General features: G+C 71.6%; 18 protein-coding genes and 1 tRNA gene. 9 read left to right on the top strand and 10 right to left on the bottom strand.

Translation table 11 applies throughout. The features are described 5' to 3' along the window. Positions 1 to 81 precede the first annotated feature (81 nt). Positions 82 to 1,284, bottom strand: coding sequence for an ABC transporter substrate-binding protein (locus tag DN771_RS00650; protein WP_116995395.1), 1,203 nt, complete (start codon positions 1,282 to 1,284; stop codon positions 82 to 84). A gap of 319 nt (positions 1,285 to 1,603) precedes the next feature. Between DN771_RS00650 and DN771_RS00645 the strand changes: the two genes are divergently transcribed. Next, a complete protein-coding gene (locus tag DN771_RS00645) occupies positions 1,604 to 2,524 on the top strand; it encodes a LysR substrate-binding domain-containing protein (RefSeq protein ID WP_116995394.1) in 921 nt (306 codons plus the stop codon). A gap of 38 nt (positions 2,525 to 2,562) precedes the next feature. Beyond that, on the top strand, positions 2,563 to 3,204 hold the full coding sequence (locus DN771_RS00640; protein WP_162941389.1) for a DNA-3-methyladenine glycosylase family protein: 642 nt from the start codon (positions 2,563 to 2,565) through the stop codon (positions 3,202 to 3,204). Between the two features lie 144 nt (positions 3,205 to 3,348). On the opposite strand, the gene DN771_RS00635 is transcribed toward DN771_RS00640, so the two are convergent. The 3 genes from DN771_RS00635 to DN771_RS00625 form a co-directional block, all read right to left on the bottom strand. Then, positions 3,349 to 3,903: an RNA polymerase sigma factor gene (locus tag DN771_RS00635; protein WP_162941388.1), complete on the bottom strand. Its 555-nt coding sequence runs from the start codon at positions 3,901 to 3,903 to the stop codon at positions 3,349 to 3,351. Further along, positions 3,900 to 4,928 carry a hypothetical protein gene (locus tag DN771_RS29090; protein ID WP_162941387.1) on the bottom strand — a complete coding sequence of 343 codons (1,029 nt, stop codon included), beginning with the start codon at positions 4,926 to 4,928 and terminating at the stop codon, positions 3,900 to 3,902. Before DN771_RS29090 ends, DN771_RS00635 begins: the two co-directional genes overlap by 4 nt. A 61-nt stretch (positions 4,929 to 4,989) precedes the next feature. Continuing rightward, on the bottom strand, positions 4,990 to 5,379 hold the full coding sequence (locus DN771_RS00625) for a VOC family protein (protein ID WP_116995391.1): 390 nt from the start codon (positions 5,377 to 5,379) through the stop codon (positions 4,990 to 4,992). A gap of 71 nt (positions 5,380 to 5,450) precedes the next feature. On the opposite strand from DN771_RS00625, the gene dut reads away from it, so the two are divergent. Next, positions 5,451 to 5,885 carry a dUTP diphosphatase gene (dut, locus tag DN771_RS00620; RefSeq protein WP_116995390.1) on the top strand — a complete coding sequence of 145 codons (435 nt, stop codon included), beginning with the start codon at positions 5,451 to 5,453 and terminating at the stop codon, positions 5,883 to 5,885. 31 nt (positions 5,886 to 5,916) lie between these two features. On the opposite strand, the gene DN771_RS00615 is transcribed toward dut, so the two are convergent. Genes DN771_RS00615 through DN771_RS00605 form a run of 3 tightly spaced genes read right to left on the bottom strand, consistent with a single transcriptional unit; the run spans position 5,917 to position 7,704 of the window. After that, the gene (locus DN771_RS00615) at positions 5,917 to 6,651 is read right to left on the bottom strand and encodes an NUDIX hydrolase (protein WP_116995389.1); all 735 of its coding nucleotides are present in this window, start codon (positions 6,649 to 6,651) and stop codon (positions 5,917 to 5,919) included. 10 nt (positions 6,652 to 6,661) lie between these two features. After that, the gene (locus DN771_RS00610) at positions 6,662 to 7,090 is read right to left on the bottom strand and encodes a PPOX class F420-dependent oxidoreductase (RefSeq protein ID WP_193615331.1); all 429 of its coding nucleotides are present in this window, start codon (positions 7,088 to 7,090) and stop codon (positions 6,662 to 6,664) included. Positions 7,091 to 7,143: 53 nt separating this feature from the next. Further along, a complete protein-coding gene (locus DN771_RS00605; protein ID WP_116995388.1) occupies positions 7,144 to 7,704 on the bottom strand; it encodes a suppressor of fused domain protein in 561 nt (186 codons plus the stop codon). Between the two features lie 90 nt (positions 7,705 to 7,794). On the opposite strand from DN771_RS00605, the gene DN771_RS00600 reads away from it, so the two are divergent. The 3 genes from DN771_RS00600 (at position 7,795) to DN771_RS00590 (ending at position 10,539) form a co-directional block, all read left to right on the top strand. Then, complete coding sequence (locus DN771_RS00600) at positions 7,795 to 9,015, top strand: MFS transporter (protein WP_162941386.1); 1,221 nt, start codon at positions 7,795 to 7,797, stop codon at positions 9,013 to 9,015. Positions 9,016 to 9,025: 10 nt separating this feature from the next. After that, on the top strand, positions 9,026 to 10,006 hold the full coding sequence (locus DN771_RS00595) for an NADPH:quinone oxidoreductase family protein (protein ID WP_116995386.1): 981 nt from the start codon (positions 9,026 to 9,028) through the stop codon (positions 10,004 to 10,006). Positions 10,007 to 10,125: 119 nt separating this feature from the next. Then, positions 10,126 to 10,539, top strand: coding sequence for a hypothetical protein (locus tag DN771_RS00590; protein ID WP_116995746.1), 414 nt, complete (start codon positions 10,126 to 10,128; stop codon positions 10,537 to 10,539). A 24-nt stretch (positions 10,540 to 10,563) separates the two neighbouring features. Here DN771_RS00590 and DN771_RS00585 read toward each other — a convergent pair whose 3' ends face one another. Next, entirely contained in the window at positions 10,564 to 12,318 is a 1,755-nt protein-coding gene (locus DN771_RS00585; RefSeq protein WP_116995745.1) for an NAD+ synthase, read from the bottom strand. Between the two features lie 88 nt (positions 12,319 to 12,406). Beyond that, positions 12,407 to 14,302, bottom strand: a complete 1,896-nt coding sequence (locus tag DN771_RS00580) for an alpha/beta fold hydrolase (protein ID WP_116995385.1) — start codon at positions 14,300 to 14,302, stop codon at positions 12,407 to 12,409. Positions 14,303 to 14,403: 101 nt separating this feature from the next. On the opposite strand from DN771_RS00580, the gene selD reads away from it, so the two are divergent. The 3 genes from selD to selB are packed head-to-tail and all read left to right on the top strand — an operon-like array spanning position 14,404 to position 18,456. Next, entirely contained in the window at positions 14,404 to 15,456 is a 1,053-nt protein-coding gene (gene selD / locus DN771_RS00575; RefSeq protein WP_205528347.1) for a selenide, water dikinase SelD, read from the top strand. After that, positions 15,453 to 16,727 carry an L-seryl-tRNA(Sec) selenium transferase gene (gene selA / locus DN771_RS00570; RefSeq protein WP_116995384.1) on the top strand — a complete coding sequence of 425 codons (1,275 nt, stop codon included), beginning with the start codon at positions 15,453 to 15,455 and terminating at the stop codon, positions 16,725 to 16,727. Before selD ends, selA begins: the two co-directional genes overlap by 4 nt. Positions 16,728 to 16,749: 22 nt before the next feature. Further along, positions 16,750 to 18,456, top strand: coding sequence for a selenocysteine-specific translation elongation factor (selB, locus tag DN771_RS00565; protein WP_116995383.1), 1,707 nt, complete (start codon positions 16,750 to 16,752; stop codon positions 18,454 to 18,456). Between the two features lie 90 nt (positions 18,457 to 18,546). On the opposite strand, the gene DN771_RS00560 is transcribed toward selB, so the two are convergent. Further along, positions 18,547 to 18,642: transfer RNA gene (locus tag DN771_RS00560), tRNA-Sec, on the bottom strand. Between the last annotated feature and the right edge of the window lie 68 nt (positions 18,643 to 18,710).

Below are 18,710 nucleotides of genomic sequence, written 5' to 3'. Positions count from 1 at the left end.
GGGTCCAGGTGAGGTCAGCACTCGAGTGACGGTGGGGAGTGAGCCGCCGCGCACGGCGCTCGGCGGCTCACTCCCGTTCGGTCATCCGCCGAGGGCGGCGGCCAGATCGGACTGGGCCTGGGCGGCCAGCTCGGCAGGATCGCTCCACTCGTTGAACGGCTCGAACCACGACGCCGCCTGCGACGCGTTGGCCCACTGGCCGGCGCCGGTCGGCTGCACCCAGTACTGCTCGAAGCCCACCCGGTAGTTCTCGAGATACGGGGCGACGGCCTCGCCGAGCTGCGAGTCGAGCGTGGCGGTCGGCTGGGTCGGGATGAAGCCGACGGCATTGACGAACGCCTGGTAGTTGTCGGGCTCGGAGAACGCTGTGAGGTAGGCGATGGCCGCTTCCTGGTTCGGCGAGTTGGCGGCGATGGCCCATCCTTGGTCGTACTTGCCGAACAGGTACTGGTTGTCCTCGGGCACGTCGCTGCCCGGGAACGGCACGTACGTCCACTCGAAGCCCGGCTCGGCCTCCTCGAGCGCCGGCGCCTGCCAGACACCAGTGGGCATGAACGCCACGTCGCCGGCGGCGTACCGGGCCGGTGCGGCGTCATGGCCGAGGCCGGTGACGCCTTCCTCGAGCATCTCGGTGGCGTAGATCTGCATCTTCGTGAGCAGTTCGATGTTCTCCGGGCTGTCCCACGTGGCCTCTCCGGTCCAGAGCGCCTCGACGAGGGCCGCCTGGTCGGGATAGGCCGCGCCGAGCAGGCCGTAGGAGCCGACGAAGATCGGCCAGCCGTCGGCCCCACCGGCGGTCATGCACTCGTTGCCGGCCTCCTTCACCGCCTCGCAGGCGGCGACCAGCTCGCTCCACGTGGTGGGCGTCTCGATGCCGACCTCGGCGAGCAGGTCGAGGTTGACGAACATGCCGCTGTACGAGACGCGGCCGAGGTTGATCGAGTACACCGCGTCGTTCCACGTGCCGGCGTCGGCGATCGACACCGGGTCGTAGTTGGCGACGAACGGCTGATCGGTGATGTCGAGCAGCAGGCCGGCCTCGATGAGCGTCTGCCAGTTGGGCGGTACGACATCCTCGCCCATGTAGGGCTGGACGGCGTTGGAGAAGCCGAAGATGTCGATGACGTCCACGTCGTTGGCCGTCAACCGGGTCTGCGTGACGGTCGACAGCTCGTCAGCGTTGACCACGGCGAGGTCGATCGAGATGTTCGGGTTGGCTTCCTCGAAGGCGTCGTTGAACTCCTCGAGGAAGGCCATCATCGGCGGGTTCTGGTGCACCAGCACCCGCAGCGTGACCTCCTCGCGCCCGATGCGGGTGCCCGACCGGCGCCGGCTGCGCCCGCGACGACCGACACGGCGGCGCCGGTGGCGGCGAGTGCCGCCAGCAGCGTCTTGTGCGTAGACCTCATGAGTGTGTTTCCCCTTGTCGAGAGGCGCGGTGCGCCGAGATGCGAAGTGGAGCGTGACGACGAATCGCCATCACTGATCGAGACGAGCGATCGCAACGATGGTTCCCCTGGGAGCGCTCCCGGGAGCGCTCCCAGTCACCATACGACGGGACCTGCCGACCGTCAAGGGCCTGGCGACCGGGCAGACTCGACTCGTGAACCTGCGCGAGCTCGACTACCTCGTGGCCGTCGCCGACCACCAGCACTTCGGCCGCGCCGCCGACGCCTGTCACGTCAGCCAACCGACGCTGTCGACCCAGCTGAAGAAGCTCGAGCGCGAGCTCGGCGTGCAGTTGGTGGAGCGCAACGCCCGCGGTGTCATGCTCACCGACGCCGGCGTCCAGGTCGTCGAGCGCGCCCGCATCGTGCAGCGCGAGACCGACAACATCCGCGACATCGCCCGGCGGACCAAGGACCCGGCATCGGGGCGCATCCGCCTCGGCCTGTTCCCAACGCTGGGCCCGTATCTCCTCCCCCACGTCGTGCCCGAACTGCGGCGCCGCTACCCGCGGCTCGAGCTGCTCCTCGTCGAGGAGAAGACCGAGGTGGTGCTGCATCAGCTGCGCGACGGCGCCCTCGACGTCGCCGTCCTCGCCCGACCGGTCGACGACGACCACCTCCACGAGGAGGTGCTCTTCGAGGAGGACTTCATCCTCGCCGTCCCCACCGGCCATCACCTCGCCCGCGTCCCTCCGCCCGCCCCGCTCGACGTGCTCTCGGGCGAGACGGTGCTCCTTCTCGAGGACGGCCACTGCCTGCGCGCCCAGGCCCTCTCGGTGTGTGAGCTCGCCGGGGCCGACGAGCGCCGCGGCTTCCGCGCCACGAGCCTCGAGACGCTGCGCCAGATGGTCGCGGCCGGCGTGGGCGTCACGTTGCTGCCCAACATGGCCGTCCAGCCGCCGGTCGCCTCGTCCGACGACATCACGCTGATCCCCTTCGCCGAGCCCGTGCCGAGACGTCAGATCGCCATGTACTGGCGGCGGACCAGCGCCCTCGGCGACTTCCTGCCGTCGTTCGCCGAGGTCTTCCGCGAGCTCCCGCCCAACCTCGTCCGGACGCTGAACAGCGCCGCCTGACGGCACCCGGCCCGCCCGGGCACCGGTACGTTGGCGGCGTGCCACGCATCTCGCTCGTCCGGGCGATCGACGAGGTCGCCGGGCGCGACCCGGTGCTCGCCAACCTCGTCCGGTTGGCCGGGCCGATCGGCCACCGCCCCGGCGATCCGCACGGACACTTCGGCGCGCTGGTCCGAGCGATCGTCTTCCAGCAACTGGCCGGCGCGGCGGCCAACGCGATCCACACACGCGTGCTCGCCACCATCGACGGCGAACTGTCGGCGGAGACCCTCGCAGCCGTGCCCGACGACGTCCTCCGCGGCGCCGGCCTCTCGGCCGGCAAGCTGGCGTCGCTGCGTGACCTGTCGGCCAAGGTGCTCGATGGCACCGTCGTCTTCGACGGCGCCGGCCGCCTCAGCGACGGCGAGATCGTCGATCGCCTCGTCGCCGTGCGCGGTGTGGGCAGGTGGACGGCGGAGATGTACTTGATGTTCGAGCTGCGCCGGCTCGACGTGTGGCCGGTCGGCGACCTCGGCGTGCGGCAGGGCTACGGGTTGGCATGGGACCTCGCGGCGCCACCGACCGCCAAGGAACTCGATCCGTTGGGGGAACGGTTCCGTCCGTACCGCTCGATCGTCGCTCGCTACTGCTGGGAAGCCGTGCACCTCTTCCGCGGCGGCACCGACCCGGCCCTCCGCTAGTGGTCTGTCGGGGTTGCCGGGGCACCCTGCTCGGGGGTGGGTGTGTCGAGCAGGGTGCCCTCCGGCGGCGTGTGTGGGCGGAACACACACGATGTGTCGCCTGGCACCAGGCCGCTGCTCCCGGTGCCAGGCGAAGATGGGCGGCTAGGGGGAATCGAGCCGACCGGCGAGTTGCGTGAGGGCGCGCAGTTGCGCAGCCTTGACGGCACCGGGGCTGCGGCGGACGATGCGGGCGACGTCGTCGATGGACAGGTCGCCCACGAAGCGCAGGATGACGACGTCGCGCTGTAGCGGCGTGAGCTGCGCCAAGGCGTCGACGAGGTCGACGTCGAGCACCCGGTGGGCGTCGACGACGGCTTGTTCGGGAGGCTCGCCCGACGACGTGTGCTGGCGGACGCGGTGCCAGCGATGGTGGTCGATCATGCGACGGCGGGCGATGGCGAACACCCAGCGGCGCAGATCGAGTTGGTCGCCGCGGAAGCGTCGCAGGCCGCGGGCGACGCTCACGAAGACGTCGCTGACAAGGTCCTCGGCATGATCGACCCGGTGCGATCGGTAGTACCCGAGCACGGCCGGCGCGAGTGTGCGGTAGGCGTCCTCGAGGGACGGCTCCCACTCAAGCGTTGCGTTCACCGGCTCGCGGAGACGTCGCCCGAACCGTCGCGGCACGTCGATGGCGTCCGCGGCGACGGCGGTCACCGTGATCCACCCCGCCCGGACGGCGGCCCGCCGCCCTGTCCTCCGTTGCCTCCGTTGCCTCCGTTGCCACCGTTGCTCGCCGGCCCCGGCCGGTCGTCGCCGCCTGGGCCGTCACCGCTGGGCGGGCCGTTCCCTTCGGCGCCGTTCCCCGACCCGGAGCCGGCTCCGTTGCCGGCTCCGCCGCCATTGGCATTGGCATTGGCGTTCGCATTCGCATTGGCACCGGGGACTCCCGGAGCTGCGTCGTCGTCGCTGGCATCGCCGTCGTCACCATCGTCGGTCTCACCATCACCGGTGTCGCCGTCGTGGCAGGCCTGACGCTCGGCGGCGTGCTCGTGAGCCTCCTCGGCACGGGGCGACGGCACGATGCCAGCGTCGGGATCGGCCGGCTCGGCCGGGACACCGGCGAACGGCGGCGGTCCGGTGCACGCATCGTCGTCGACCAACGTGGTCGTCGGCGCGGCGGTCGTCGGTGCGGCGGTGGTCGTCGACGTCGTGGAGGTCGTCGTCGAGCTCGTCGTCGAGGTGGTGGTCGTCGTCGAGCTCGTCGTGGACGTGGTGGTCGACGTCGAGGTGGTCGAGGTGGATGTGTCGGGCGGGCAGTTCTCAGCCCGCCACTCGGCGAACTCCCGCGCCTCGTCGCCGCGCCCGGGTGACGCGTCCGCAGCCTCGGCGACGCTGGACTCGGCGACGCTGGACTCGGCAGGCAGCGACGTCTCGGGCAGCGTGTCGGACGCCGCCGTCTCGGCGACCCAGGGCGGAGGGCCGGTGCACTCGAACTCGGCAGCAGGACGGATGGCTCCCACGGCATCGGCCGAGCCCGTCCCGCCCCCGTTGGCGCCCACCGCCAAGACGGTGCCGACCGTGGCCAGGGCCACGACGAGTCCGGTGCCGGCAACGATCGACACCCGACGACGCACCGTGGCGGCGCTCGCGGTGGCGGCCGCCACGCTGGCAGCACCGGCCGCATCGACCGGCTGGTCGCCCAGGGCCCGCAACCGGGCGATCACGTCGGAGTGTTCCATGCTTGAGTACATCGTCCGAGCCCGCATCGGGGATACGGCCGATTCGAGAAAGGTTCGTTCGTCAGGAGCCCGAGCCGTACGGACGGGTGATGATCTCCAGGTAGTGGCCATCGTTGCTCAGGAAGTACACGCCGCGACCCCCGTCGTTGTGATTGATCTCACCGGGATGACGCTGCCCCGGGTCGGCCCAGTGCTCGAGGCCTCGGTCGACGATGGCGCCGTACATCCGGTCGAAGTCGTCCTCGCCCACCAGGAAGGCGTAGTGCTGCGGAACGACCTCGGCGTCGGCGCGCACGGTGGCGAAGTCGAGACCGACACCGTTGGCCGTGACGACCTGCCAGAACGGCGCCCAGTGCTCGGGCTCGGCGCCGCCGAACAGGTCGGCGAACCACCGGGCGGACGCCTCGGCGTCGCGCGCGGCGACGATCGTGTGGTTCAGCTCGAAGGGCATGAGGTCCAGTGTGCCCCGCCCCGGACCGACGCACGGGTCGGGACGGTGTCTGGGTCCGTAGGCTCGGCCGGATGCTGCCGGTTCCCATCGTGCGCCTCGATCGCGATCTCCCGTTGCCCGCGTACGCCCATCCCGGTGATGCCGGGCTCGATCTGCTCGCTCGGGAGGATGCCCTCATCCCGGCGGCGGGCGGACGGGCCCTGATGCCGACGGGAATCTCAATCGCCATCCCGCGCGGATACGCCGGGTTCATCGCGCCCCGCAGCGGGCTCGCCCTCAAGCACGGCATCGGTGGCATCAACACGCCAGGCGTCATCGACGCCGCGTACCGGGGCGAGCTCAAGGTCGTGATGCTCAACACCGACCCGACGAACGACTACCAGGTGCATCGCGGGGACCGCATCGCCCAGCTGCTCATCCAGAAGGTGGAAGAGGTGCAGTGGGTCGAGGTCGACGCCTTGGACGGCGACGACCGCGGCGGCGGGTTCGGCCACAGCGGCCGCTGAGATCTGGCGTCGGGAGGGCGGCGACCCGCCGCTACTTCCAGGCGAAGACGGGCTGTTCGAACTCGTCGACCGGCGAACCGTCGCCCTCGAGCCCGAGCCACCGGAACTGGAGGAGCACGGCACCGGTCGGCGCGTGGATGAGATCGTTGCCGAGTGGCAACTGCACCACCGGACGGTCGCTCTCTGGGATGGACACGAAGCGCGGCGAGTCCCGCCGGCAGAGCTGGTGGAGACCGATCCGGTACACCGCGGCGACCTCGTCCGGCGACGGATGAAGCTCGAGGCCGGCTGCCCCCCAGAGCACCACGGGGGTGATCACGTAGCCCGAGCGGGTCGGGTAGTCGTCGAGGAGTCCGAGGACCGCCGACTCCGGCAGCTCGACACCCAGCTCCTCGTGGAGCTCTCGCCGGGCGGCCTGCTCGACGGTCTCGCCGGCGTCGACACGCCCACCAGGCAACGCCCACTGCGACGCGTGGGCGTTCAACCGGGAGGCACGGCGGCAGAGCAGGAACGCCGCACCGCCCGCCACGCCGACCATCCGGCCGTCGAGACCGGCCTCGGCGAGGCCCGACCACTCGATCTCGTCGAGCGAGGGCGCCAGCGGGTCGACACGATCCTCGCCGACCACCGAGTCGACGACGACCACCGCCACCGCGGCGCGACGCCTGGTGTCGTCCTCCACGACGCGGCGCGCGTGTCCGGCCAGGTTGGCGGCGATGCGCGCACGCAACCGGTCGCCGAACTCCACGAGCGGGGGGACGGTCATGCGGCCCTCATCAGGGCTCCGCCGTCACGTCGAGCGCGGCGATCACCTTGGTGGGCCGGAGGCGGATCGCCCACTCCCCGGGGACGCCGTTGCGCTCGCCGAACTCCTCGGCCCGCTCGGCACCCATGTAGCGGCCCCCAGCGAGGGTGGCGACCCGGCGCACCTCGGGCAGATCGTCGATGATCTCGGCCACGCCCTGCACCTGCACGAACCCGTACGGCGGTCGCTCGAGGTCGACCGTGAGCACGAGGCGGGGGTCGCGGGCGATCGCCCGGCCCTTGGCCGTTCCGGCACCGGTGTTGAACAGCAGGTCGTCACCCTCGACGACGAACCAGATCGGCGCCACGAGCGGGCGGCCGTCGGGCGCGACCCAGCCGAGCTTGCCCGTGCGGGTGCCCTCGCTGAGGAACGTGCGGACGGCGTCGGTCAGGTCGGCCATGGTGACCATCATGACGTGCCGCCGGACCCCGATCGGTGCCGGCCGGGCATCCGTCAGTCGATCCAGGCGTCGCGGACGAAGTCGGTGGGGTCCACGTCGAGGTCCCACATCAACTGCTCGAAGGCCTGCCACCCCTCGTCCTCGACGAACTCGGCCTCGATGTCGTAGATCGGGATCAGCCACAGGAAGTGCACCCGTTCGAAGCCGTTGTCGAACGGCGAGAACTCGGGCTTCTGGAACAGCGGTCGGCCGACGTAGAGGGTGTCCATGGGCGACACCTCCCGCAGCCCGCCGACGGCGCTGAACGTGTCGCCGAGCTGCGGCACGTCGTCGGCGTCGAGCGGCATCACCCCGGCGTGATGGAGGATCGGCGGCACGGTGCCGGCGGTCAACCGCAACGGAGCGATCATCAGCATCTCGATCCGCACGCCGTGCTCGCCGAGCGGGTAGTCACTGAGGCCGAGCGTCGTGAAGATCTCCGTGCCGACCGGACCCTTGCCCGGCTCGTAGTGGACGATCTGGAACGGCAGCTCGTTGCCGTCGGGGTCGGTGTCCCACGTGCCGGCGATCGGCCCGAGATGCCGCTCGACGTGTTCACCCAACCCCTCGACCATCGGCCGGAAAATACCCCACGGTGTGACGGCGACACGGCGTCTCCAGCGGCCGACCCACTCGGATGTACTCCGATGGTGCCTCGAGCGACGATGATCGGGCCCGTGGTGCTCGGACGCGCTCTGGACGACTCGTTCGCTGCCACCGTGCGGCACAACGTCACGGCCCTGACCGTCACCCGGATCGGCGCCAACGCCCTGTATCGCTTCGCCCCGCCGTTCCTCGCCGTGATCGCACGCGGCCTCGATGTGTCCATCGGCGAGCTGGGTGTGGCGCTCACCGTCGCCGAGCTGTGCGGCCTCATGTCGCCGCTGATCGGCCGCTTCGTCGATCGAGTCCCCCGACGGCTGGCGATGACCGTCGGGCTGGCGGGTCTCGCCGCCGGCGCGCTCATCGTGGCCGCCAGTCGCCACGTCGTCGCCTTCGCCGCCGGACTGTTCGTGCTGAGCCTCGCCAAGATCGTCTACGACGTCGGGCAAGGAGCGTGGATCGCCGACCACGTCCCGTTCGAGCGGCGTGGGCGGGTCGTCGGGCTGACCGAGACATCGTGGGCGCTCGGCTTGCTGCTCGGCGTCAGCTCGATGGGCCTGATCGCCGCGTGGACGTCATGGCCGTGGGCGTACGTCGCGGGGGCCCTGTTCGTCACGGGCATGGCCGCGATCCTCTGGCCTCGCATCGGCCCTGATCCGCCCGGCCGCCGCGCCGTCGCGGCGGGCGCCACGGGCGCCGTCGGCCTGGGGCGCGGCGGCTGGATGGCCGTCGGCGCGATGGCGGCGATGGCGGCCGCAAGCCAGTCGATGTTCGTCACGTTCGGAACCTGGCTCGAAGATTCCCACGGGTTCACCACCACCGCCCTGGCCGCGGTGACGTTCTCGATCGGCGGTCTCGAGCTCGTCGCATCGAGCACGTCGACGGCGCGGACCGACCAGTGGGGAAAGGAGCGCAGCGTGATCTCCGGCGCCATCGTCATGGTCACGGCGGCGGTCGGGTTCATCGCCTTGGTCGACGTCCTTCCCGTGGCGCTGGTGCTGCTCGGTGTGTTCATCGCCAGTTTCGAGTTCGCCATCGTGAGCATGATCCCGATCGGCGGGGAGCTGGTCCGCTCGCGGCCGGCCGCAGGCATCAGCCGGTTCCTCGCCGCCTCCGCCGTCGGTCGCTCGATCGCGACGGTCCCCGCCACGACCCTGTACGACCGCATCGGCATGCGCGCGTCGGCGGCCCTGGGCGGCGTCCTCGCGGTCACCTTCGGCGTGTTGATGTCATTGCGCGAGCGAACGCCGTCCGGTACCGGGGCCGTGGGGGCCGATCGGTAGGTTCCGACGCATGCGTCATGTCGTCGTCTCCGAGTGGACCGCGGTCGAGGACCTCCCGAACATGCCGGTGCTCGACGCACCGGATCCCGAACCGAACGAGGGCCAGGTCGTCGTGGCGGTCGAGGCGGCGAGCGTGAGCTACGTCAACGCCCTCGCCTGCACGGGGAACTACCAGTTCAAGCCGACGCTGCCGTTCACGCCGGGCGGGTCCTGCGCCGGCGTCGTGTCCGCGGTCGGCGCCGGCGTCGACGCCTCGCTCGTGGGCCGCCGCGTGCTCACGGGTGGCGGCGGTTGCGCCACCCATGTCACCGCTCCGGCGGCGGGGGTCATCGAACTGCCCGATGACGTCGACGCGGCGACAGCGGCGTCGATCCCCGAGTCGTACGGGACGATGCACTTCACGTACTGGCAGCGGGCTCCCCTGGAGCCAGGCCAGCAGGTGGTGGTGCTGGGAGCGGGCGGGGCCATCGGGCTCGCCGCCATCGACCTCGCCAAGGCCGCCGGTGCCCGCGTCATCGCCTGTGCGTCGAGCGCCGAGAAGCTGGCCGCCGCGACCGCGGTCGGCGCCGACGCGACCATCGACTACGGCGAGCCGGGCGTCGACCTCAAGACGGCGATCCGCGAGGCGACGGGGGGCGGTGCCGACGTCGTGGTCGACCCGATCGGCGGCGACCTCGCCGAGCCGGCGATGCGGGCGCTCGGCTTCGATGGCCGCTACCTCGTGCTCGGGTTCGCCGCCGGATCGATCCCCCGCTTCCCCCTCAACCTCGCCCTGCTGAACAACCGGGCCATCATCGGCGTGGAGTTCGGCGGCTGGGCGATGCGGCAGCCGTCGCGGTTCAACGAGGTCACACGGGCGGTCATCGAGATGGCGGGCGACGGCAGGATCCATCCGCTCGAGCCGACGCCCTTCTCGCTCGAGGACACCGGTCGCCTCTGCCATGCCCTCATGACCCGCGGCATCGCCGGCCGAGCCGTCGTCACGCCGTAGACCCGGTTGGGACCAAACGGTTGGTGCCTGGCACCAACCGTCAGACCGGCCCCGACCGCACCCCGATTCGACGGGGCCGGCATTCCACCCATCCGCCCGCGTCGGCCTACGGTTCATCCGTGCTCTCCCCGTCGTTGGCCACGTGGCGGCTGGCGATCCACGTGCTCGCCGCGGCGATCTGGGTCGGCGGCCAGTTCGTCCTCGCCGGGCTCGTGCCGGCGCTCCGCAAGGTCTCTCCCGACGCCACCCGCGCGGCGGCCCGGGCGTTCGCCCGCATCGGATGGCCGGCGTTCGCCGTCGCCGTGGCGACCGGCATCTGGAACCTCTCCGAGGTCAACTTCTCGCAGCGCTCGCCGAGCTACCAGGTCACGCTGTTCATCAAGGTCGCCGTCGTCGCCGTGAGCGGCAGCGGGGCGGCCGTGCACCAGCTCGTCCGCACGAAGGTGGCTCTCGCCGCAGGCGGCGCGCTCGCCCTCGTCGGTGCCGTGACCGCCTTGTTCCTCGGCCTGCTCCTGCTCACCGGCACGGGCTGACGGCCGGGGCGAGCACCCGACGGGTCAGCTGTAGCCGTTGGTGATGGGGAGCCGCCGGTCGCGGCCGAAGCCCTTGGTGGTCACCTTGACGCCGGGTGGGCACTGCCGGCGCTTGTACTCCGCGACGTCGACGAGGCGCGTGATGCGCCGCACCACCGACTCGTCGTAGCCCAGCTCGACGATCTCGGCGGCCGTCCGATCCTCCTCCACGTAGAGGCGCAGGATCGGGTCGAGCTCCTCGTACGGCGGCAGGCTCTGGTCGTCGCGCTGGTCGGGACGCAGCTCGGCCGACGGCGGCTTGGTGATGACCGACTCGGGGATCAACTCCCGGCCCGCCCGTTCGTTGACGTAACGGCAGAGGTCGTAGACCCGCGTCTTCAGCACGTCCTGGATCACCGCATAGCCGCCGACCGAGTCCCCGTAGATCGTGAAGTAACCGACGGCCATCTCACTCTTGTTCCCGGTGGTGACGACCATCCATCCGAACTCGTTGGACAGCGCCATCAACACCTGGCCGCGGCAGCGGCTCTGGACGTTCTCCTGGGTCAGGCCGGGCGGACGGGGCGTGCCGTCGGGCTCGACGAAGCTCTGCGCGAGCATGTCGAGGTAGGCGGAGAAGGCCGGCTCGATGGGGATCGTGCGATAGTCGATGCCGAGGTTGGCGGCCAGCTTCTCGGCGTCGGTCTGGCTGTGGTCCGACGAGTACCGCGACGGCATCGACACGCCGTGCACGTGGTCGGCTCCGAGGGCGTCGGCGGCGAGCACGGCGGCGATCGTCGAGTCGATCCCGCCCGACAGCCCGATGACGACGTCGCTGAATCCGTTCTTCTGGCAGTAGTCCCGCAGCCCGAGGGCCAGCGCCTGGTAGAGCTCGGCGATGTCGGGCAGGGGCTCGGCGATCGGATTGGCGGCGGGGTGCGACGGGACATCGCCGTTGTCGTCGATGCGCTCCACGGGCTCGGACGACACCAGCACGGTCGGCAGGGCGACCTGCGACACGCGACCACGCGGATCGAGCAATCGCTGGCGGTAGCTGGCGGCGATGGGGACGTCGACGATCATCAGCTCCTCGTGGAACTGCCGGCCGCGGGCGATCAGCTCGCCGTTCGCATCGAAGGCCAGCGAGCAACCGTCGAAGACGAGCTCGTCCTGACCGCCCACCTGGTTGACGTAGACGAGGGCCGAATGGGAATCGGCGGCCCTCGTGGCCAGCATCCGCTCGCGGTAGGCGGCCTTGCCGAAGTGGTACGGCGACGCGTTGATGTTGACGGCCAACTCGGCCCCGCCGTCGGCCTGCAGGGCAAGGGGTCCGTCGGGGCTCCACACGTCCTCGCAGATGCTCACGCCGACCTTCACACCGCCGATGACGTACAGCTCGAGCGGATCGGTCTCGTTGCCGGGTGTGAAATAGCGGGCCTCGTCGAACACGCCGTAGTTGGGGAGAAGGCGTTTGCGGTAGGTGCCGAGCACCCGGCCGTCGGCGCACACGGCCGCGGCGTTGAAGAGGTCGTGGTCGACATCGACGAACCCGACCACCGCGGCGCACCGACCGGTGTGGGCGGCCACCCGGGCGAGGGCCGCTTCGTTGTCGGCCACGAAGGCCGGCTTCAGCACGAGGTCCTCGGGCGGGTAGCCGGTGATGGACAGCTCGGGAAAGGCGACGATGTCGCAGCCGGCCTGCTCGGCGTCGTCGTAGGCCAGCAGGATCTTGGCCACGTTGCCGTCGAGGTCGCCGACGGTCGGATTGAGCTGGGCCAGCGCGATGCGCAGCACGGTCATGTCCGCGACGCTACCCATCACCCGCATTCCGAGACGTCCACGATCGCGATCGACGCGAGTCGCGGGGACGATCCCGCCCGGGCGGACGTCAGGGAGCGTAGGGATCGGTGCCGTAGGCGCCGATCACCACGAGGCCGCTGCCGGCCGGGACGAGCAGGTTGACGAAGGCGATGTCGGCCACGTACTCGGCGGTCATGACGTCGACGAAGATCGGCGTGCCGTCGGGTGCCCTGAAGTCGACGCCTGCCCAGCCGACGTCGTAGTCGTAGGTGCCGAGATCGGCGAAGCCGGCGGCGACGAGCGCCGACTTGTAGGCGGCGAACACCGCCTCGGGGTCACCGGTCAACACACGGACGTCGGCGTAGGCCTGCCACGGCCCGTAGGCATCGGGCAGGGCGTAGTCCACCGCCGCGTCGACCGGGTCACCCACCCCGGCGACGATCGGCATGGTGTCCCAGAATGCCGGCCGGGCGACGGGCGGATCGGCGTCACAGACGGTGCCCGCCGGCGGCAGCACGCCGTCGCGGAGCACGCCGGAGATGTGGCCGGTGACGCACGACGATGATCCGAGAAAGGCGTGGCCCTCGCCGGTGTACGTGAGCAGCGCCGTGTTGGGACCGAGCCGCGCCGACATCTCGGCGGCGTACCGGAACGGTGTCGCCGGGTCGTTCTGGCCGCCGATGACCACGATGGGCCCGGCGCCGGCGTAGACGGGCACGATCGGGACGACGTCGGCGCCGATGATCGCGTCGCAGACGTCCGGCTCGGAGAACATCGACAACCCCTCGCCGCGAGACATGCGCGGGGCGGCAGCCTGGACGGCGGCGAGCGTCGCCGCCGGATCGTCGGGACGGGGCAGGTCGATCCCGCTCGCGCAGCGGATCGCCATCATCGCCGCACCCTCCGGATCGTCGGTCGCGCGATGGACGAGCGAGTCGGTGGCGTCGCCCTCGCCGAGGATCTCCTCCAACACGTCGCCGTCGCCGAACGCCGCGTCGGCGAGGCCGCGGGCGAGGATCGGCCACATCCAGTTGGCGTACATCGCGTTGTACGACGCCGTCTGGACGGCCGAGCCGTCGATGATCGTTCCGGCGGCGGTGCGGATCGGCTGCTCGTCGAGCAGATCGTAGATGGCGTCCCACTGGGCGCCGACGTCGGGCCCGTGGAGGTCGCACGTCGTGTCGGCCTGACACCAGGCGATCCAACGGTTCAAGGCGTGCTCGAAGCCGCCGAACTCGGTGGTCCAGGCCTCGATCGCGGTGTCCTCGACCGGGTCCCACGCGGCGTCGAGGGCCATCGCCCGAACCCGCTCGGGGAAGAGTGCGGCGTACACCGCTCCGAGGTACGTGCCGTACGACGCCCCGTAGAACGTGATCTGTCCGTCGCCCATCGCGGCCCGCAGGAGATCCATGTCGCGGGCGGTGTTCTCCGTGGAGTACAGCCGGTACGTGTCGCCGTACTCGGCCGCGCACGACGACTCGGTGTCGCAGGTGATCTGGGCCGACCGCCCCACCCCGCGAGGGTCGAACCCGACGATGTCGAACGTGCCGTTCAGTTCGAGCAATGAGTCGATCCCGTCGGCCGAGTCGATGGCCATGTCCACACCCGATGCTCCGGGACCTCCGGGGTTGACGAGCAGAGCACCCTGGCGCGTGGAGGTGGCGGGGAGCCGGATCACGCCCATGGGGATGGTGGGTCCCGTCGGGTTGGCGTGGTCCAGCGGCACGTTCAGCGTCGCGCACTGGAACGCCGGGTCGATCCCGGCTTCCGCCGTGCACGGACCCCACGACAGCGGGGTTGGCGACGCGGCCGCAGGGGCTGTCGGTGAAGGAGCGGTCGGAGGAGCGGTCGGTGGGGCTGTCGGTGGAGCAGCGGTCGGCGGGACGGTCGGCGGCGCGGCCGCGCCGACCCCGCCGAAGGTGAGGGCGGCCGCGATGGCGGCGCCGGCCGTGACGGCGACGAGCCGCCTGTGTTCCGTCCGCATTCGGCGGCGAGTGTACGCACGCGTCCCCGCCCGCGGGCCGCGGTTCGGGGCACGGCCGGCCCGGTATCGGAGGCCGTGGACCCAGCCCGTACCGTGTTGGCGTGACGAACGCCACCGACGCCCCGCCCACGGCCACGATCCGGCTCACCGAGTGGACGTCGTGCGGCGGCTGCGCGGCGAAGTGGGGCGCGTCACTGCTGCGCGAACTGGTCGACGAGCTGCCGTCCACGGCGGCGCCGGGCCTACTCGTCGGCCTCGCCCCGTTCGACGACGCCGCCATCTACCAGGTGTCCGACGACCTGGCCCTCGTGTCGACCACCGACTTCTTTCCTCCCCTCGTCGACGACCCGGCGGACTTCGGGGCGATCGCCGCTGCCAACGCGTGCAGCGACGTGTACGCCATGGGCGGTCGGGTCGCCGTGGCGCTGAACATCGCCGCCTTCCCCGAGGAGATGCCGCGCCAGGTGATCACCACGATCTTCGCCGCCGCGTCCGAGGTCGTGCGCGACGCCGGCGGCTCCATCGGTGGCGGCCACACGATCCGCAACCCCGAACCGATCTTCGGTCTCGCCGTCCAAGGCCTCGTCGACCCCCGCCGAGTGTTCCGCAAGGGCGGCGCCCTCGCCGGCGACGTGCTCGTGCTGTCCAAGCCGATCGGCACGGCGCTGGCCTTGGCGGGGGGATCGGAAGCAGCCAAAGCGGCGGCGATCGGCGGCATGCGCACGCTGAACCGCGACGCCGCCGAGCAGCTCGTCGCGGCCGGCCCGGCCGTCCACGCCGTCACCGATGTGACGGGATACGGACTCGCCGGTCACGCATGGGAGATGGCCGAGCGATCGGGCGTCCGGGTGCGCATCGACGCCGCCGGCCTGATCGCCTACGCGGGAGCGCGCGAGGCAGCCGAGGACGGCGTCCGGACCGGCGGCGATCCCCGCAACCGGGCCTACGTCGACGGGCGGTTCACGTCGTCGGGCGGCGAGGCCGACGACGCCCTCTGCTTCGATCCGCAGACGTCCGGTGGGCTGCTGGCCGCAGTGGCTCCCGAGGTGGCTGACGATCTCGTCGGCCGTCCCGTCGGCGGTTCCGGACTCACGTGGTGGCGGGTCGGCGACGTCGCGTCGGCCAGTGACCCCGGCGTCGACGTGACGAAATGACCACGAGCGAACCCGTCGCCGACCGCCCTCCGTCGGTCGATGCGCTGGCGCGCCGTCTGCAGGGCCTTCCCCACCCCCTGCTGGTCGATGCCGCCCGGCAGGCGATCGCCGACGGTCGGCCCGACTCCGCGCAGGCGGTCGCCGACTCGCGACGTCGCCGCCTGCTCAGCCCGGTCATCAACGCCACCGGTGTGCTGCTCCACACCAACCTCGGCCGAGCGCCCGTCGCCCACCGGCAGCCGGCGGCTGCCCAGACCGTCGAGTTCGACCTCGAGTCGGGCGAGCGGGGCTCCCGACAAGCGGCCGTCGGTGGATTGTTCGCCCGACTGTGCGCCACCGAGTCGGCGATGGTCGTGAACAACAACGCCGGCGCCGTCCTCCTCGTGCTCGCCGCCCTCGCCAACGGCCGGTCGGTCGCCGTCTCCCGCGGGGAGAGCGTCGAGATCGGCGGGGGCTTCCGGGTCCCCGACGTCCTCGAACAGTCCGGCGCCCGCCTCGTCGACGTCGGCACGACCAATCGGACCCGGTTGGGCGACTACCAGCACGCCGCCGAACGCCACCCCGACCTCGCCCTGCTCCTCAAGGTGCACCCGAGCAACTTCCGTGTCGAGGGCTTCACCGAGACGGTCGGCGTGGCCGAGCTGGCGACGATCGGACCGCCGGTCGTGGTCGACCTCGGGGGCGGGCTGCTCGACAGCCGCTGTCCGTGGCTCCCCGACGGTCCGCCGCGCTGGCTGGCCGACGAACCGGCCGCCGTGCAGACCGTGGCCGCCGGCGCCGACATCGTCACGTTCAGCGGCGACAAGCTGCTTGGTGGCCCACAGGCCGGGATCATCGCCGGGCGGGCCGACCTCGTCGAACGCTGCGCCCGCCACCCCCTGGCTCGCGCCCTCCGGCCGGGCGGTCTGGTGTTGGGCGCCCTGCAGGACCTGGCGCTGACCTACCTGCGCCGTGACGGCCGGGCGATCCCGTTCTGGCGCATGGCGACGACGCCGGTCGCCGACCTCGAGGCGAGGGCGGCCGCCCTGGCGACGGCGGACCACCTCGTGCCGACAGCAACCGACGCGGTCCCCGGCGCCGGCGCCGCGCCCGGCGCGACGATTCCCTCGTTCGGCCTGGCGATCGACGGCGATCACCTCGTATCGCTACGGGCCGCCGACCGCCCGGTCATCGCCCGGATCCACGAGGGGCGGACGGTCCTCGACCTCCGCGCCGTCGACCCCCACCACGATCCTGCGGTGACCGCCGCCCTCACCTCCATCGCGCGGTGAGCCGTTCGGGCGAGGTCAGCGCGTGAGCGTCATCGCCACCGCCGGACACGTCGATCACGGCAAGTCGGCCTTGATCGAGGCCCTCACCGGTACCGACCCCGACCGCTTTGCCGAGGAGAAGCGACGCGGTCTGACGATCGACCTCGGCTTCGCCCACACCGCGCTGCCGTCGGGCCGGCCCGTGAGCTTCGTCGACGTACCGGGTCACAGCCGCTTCCTCGGCAACATGCTCGCCGGCGTCGGCGGGGCCGACGTGTGCCTGTTCGTCGTCGACGCCAGCGAGGGGTGGCGGGCCCAGTCCGAGGAGCACCTGCGCATCGTCGAGCTGCTCGGCATCGACCGGGGCGTCGTCGCGGTGACCAAGTGCGACCTCGTCGACGACGAGGACCTCGGGCTGGTCCTCGACGAGCTCGGCGAGCGGCTTGCCGGCAGCCCGCTCGAGACGGTGCCGAGGGTCGCCGTGTCGGCGCGCACGGGCGTCGGGCTCGACGTCCTCCTCACAGAGCTCGACCGTCTCGTCGACCCACCGCCGCCCCCCGGGCCGGGACGCTCACGCCTGTGGGTGGACCGCGCCTTCACGGTGGCCGGCAGCGGCACGATCGTCACCGGCGTGACCGAGGGCGCCGGATTCACGATCGACCAGGCCGTCGCCGTCATGCCGCACGATGTCGCCTCGTCGCTGCGCGGTATTCACGTCCGCGGCGAAGCGGTGGGGGCGGTCGGGGCACGCGAGCGGGCGGCGCTCAACCTGCGCGGCGTCTCCGCCGACACGGTCCGGCGCGGCGATGTCGTCGTCACGCCCGCGGACTGGTGGACGACGTCGCAATTCGATGCCCAGCTCACCGTGCTGGCGGGGATCGCCCACGACGTCGGGCGGCGCGGCTCCTATTCCGTGCACATCGGATCGGGCGAGTACCGCTCCGAGCTGCAGGTGATCGGCGCCCGCTCGGTGGCGCCGGGGGCGACGGGCGCCGTCCGTCTGCGTCTCGGTGTCGGGCTGCCGCTGCTGCCGGGGGATCGCTTCATCCTGCGCGAGTCGGGCCGGGACGAGACCGTCGGCGGCGGCGAGGTGCTCGACATCGACCCGCGGCTCCCGCTGTCCAAGGCGGCACCCGATCGCCGATGGCAACGGGTCGTTGCCGAGCGCGGGTGGGTGACCAGCGCCGATCTCGCCCGGCTCACGGGGGTGATGGTCGAGCCGACGATCGGGACATGGGTCGCCGACCCCGTCGCCCTCGCCGCTCTCACCGAGTCGCTCCGGGCACGCGTCACCGCCAGCCCGGCGCCCGGTCTCGCCGCGAGCCTTCTCGACGATCGTGAGCGAGCCCTCGTCGATCATCTCGACGACCTCACGCTGAGCGGCGAGTGGGTGACCCTCGGGACCACCGGTCAGGGGGAGCACCCGGTCGTCGAGCAGCTCCGCCTCGGGGGCCTCCAACCCCCCGAACCCGACGCGCCTCGCGACGTGCTCCGCGACCTCCGGACCCGACGGGTCCTCGTCGAGCGGGATGGCGTGTGGTTCCATCCGGACGCGATCGACGAGGCGGCTGCTGTGGCCGCCTCGCTGCTCGCCACATCGCCCGATGGGTTCACCGTCGCCCAGTTCCGCGACGCCGCGGCGACCACCCGCAAGTACGCCCTCGCCCTGCTCGGCGAGCTGGCCGCCCGCGGCGTGACGCGACGACGCGACCCGCTCCACATCGGCGGCCCGCTCCTCCCGGCGCTCTGACCCGCCCCGACCCACCCGAGTGTCGAGCGCCCAGGGGCCGGACATCCGGCACTCGGGCGCGCTTGAACACTCGGATGGGTTGGGCGTGTGTGGCGGAGGTGGACGGGAATCGAACCCGCCGGACGAGGTGCTCTCGTCCCGACCGCTTTGAAGGCGGCGGAGTCCACCAGGCACTCGGACACCTCCGCCGGCGAGCGTACCCAACGGCTTGCTGACGGGAGGTGCCAGGCCCATCCCGTCAGGCGAGGTCGCGC

This window comes from Desertimonas flava, from assembly GCF_003426815.1.
Taxonomy (GTDB): domain Bacteria; phylum Actinomycetota; class Acidimicrobiia; order Acidimicrobiales; family Ilumatobacteraceae; genus Desertimonas; species Desertimonas flava.
Note: the sequence above shows the minus strand (reverse complement) of the source record. Positions and strands in the feature narration are given on the sequence as shown.

Coding starts and splice junctions, on each gene's coding strand:
- DN771_RS29090 (WP_162941387.1), bottom strand. CDS start 4,928: ATGGAACACTCCGACGTGATCGCCCGGTTGCGGGCCCTGGGCGACCAG.
- DN771_RS00625 (WP_116995391.1), bottom strand. CDS start 5,379: ATGCCCTTCGAGCTGAACCACACGATCGTCGCCGCGCGCGACGCCGAG.
- dut (WP_116995390.1), top strand. CDS start 5,451: ATGCTGCCGGTTCCCATCGTGCGCCTCGATCGCGATCTCCCGTTGCCC.
- DN771_RS00615 (WP_116995389.1), bottom strand. CDS start 6,651: ATGACCGTCCCCCCGCTCGTGGAGTTCGGCGACCGGTTGCGTGCGCGC.
- DN771_RS00610 (WP_193615331.1), bottom strand. CDS start 7,090: ATGGCCGACCTGACCGACGCCGTCCGCACGTTCCTCAGCGAGGGCACC.
- DN771_RS00605 (WP_116995388.1), bottom strand. CDS start 7,704: ATGGTCGAGGGGTTGGGTGAACACGTCGAGCGGCATCTCGGGCCGATC.
- DN771_RS00600 (WP_162941386.1), top strand. CDS start 7,795: ATGATCGGGCCCGTGGTGCTCGGACGCGCTCTGGACGACTCGTTCGCT.
- DN771_RS00595 (WP_116995386.1), top strand. CDS start 9,026: ATGCGTCATGTCGTCGTCTCCGAGTGGACCGCGGTCGAGGACCTCCCG.
- DN771_RS00585 (WP_116995745.1), bottom strand. CDS start 12,318: ATGACCGTGCTGCGCATCGCGCTGGCCCAGCTCAATCCGACCGTCGGC.
- DN771_RS00580 (WP_116995385.1), bottom strand. CDS start 14,302: ATGCGGACGGAACACAGGCGGCTCGTCGCCGTCACGGCCGGCGCCGCC.
- selA (WP_116995384.1), top strand. CDS start 15,453: ATGACCACGAGCGAACCCGTCGCCGACCGCCCTCCGTCGGTCGATGCG.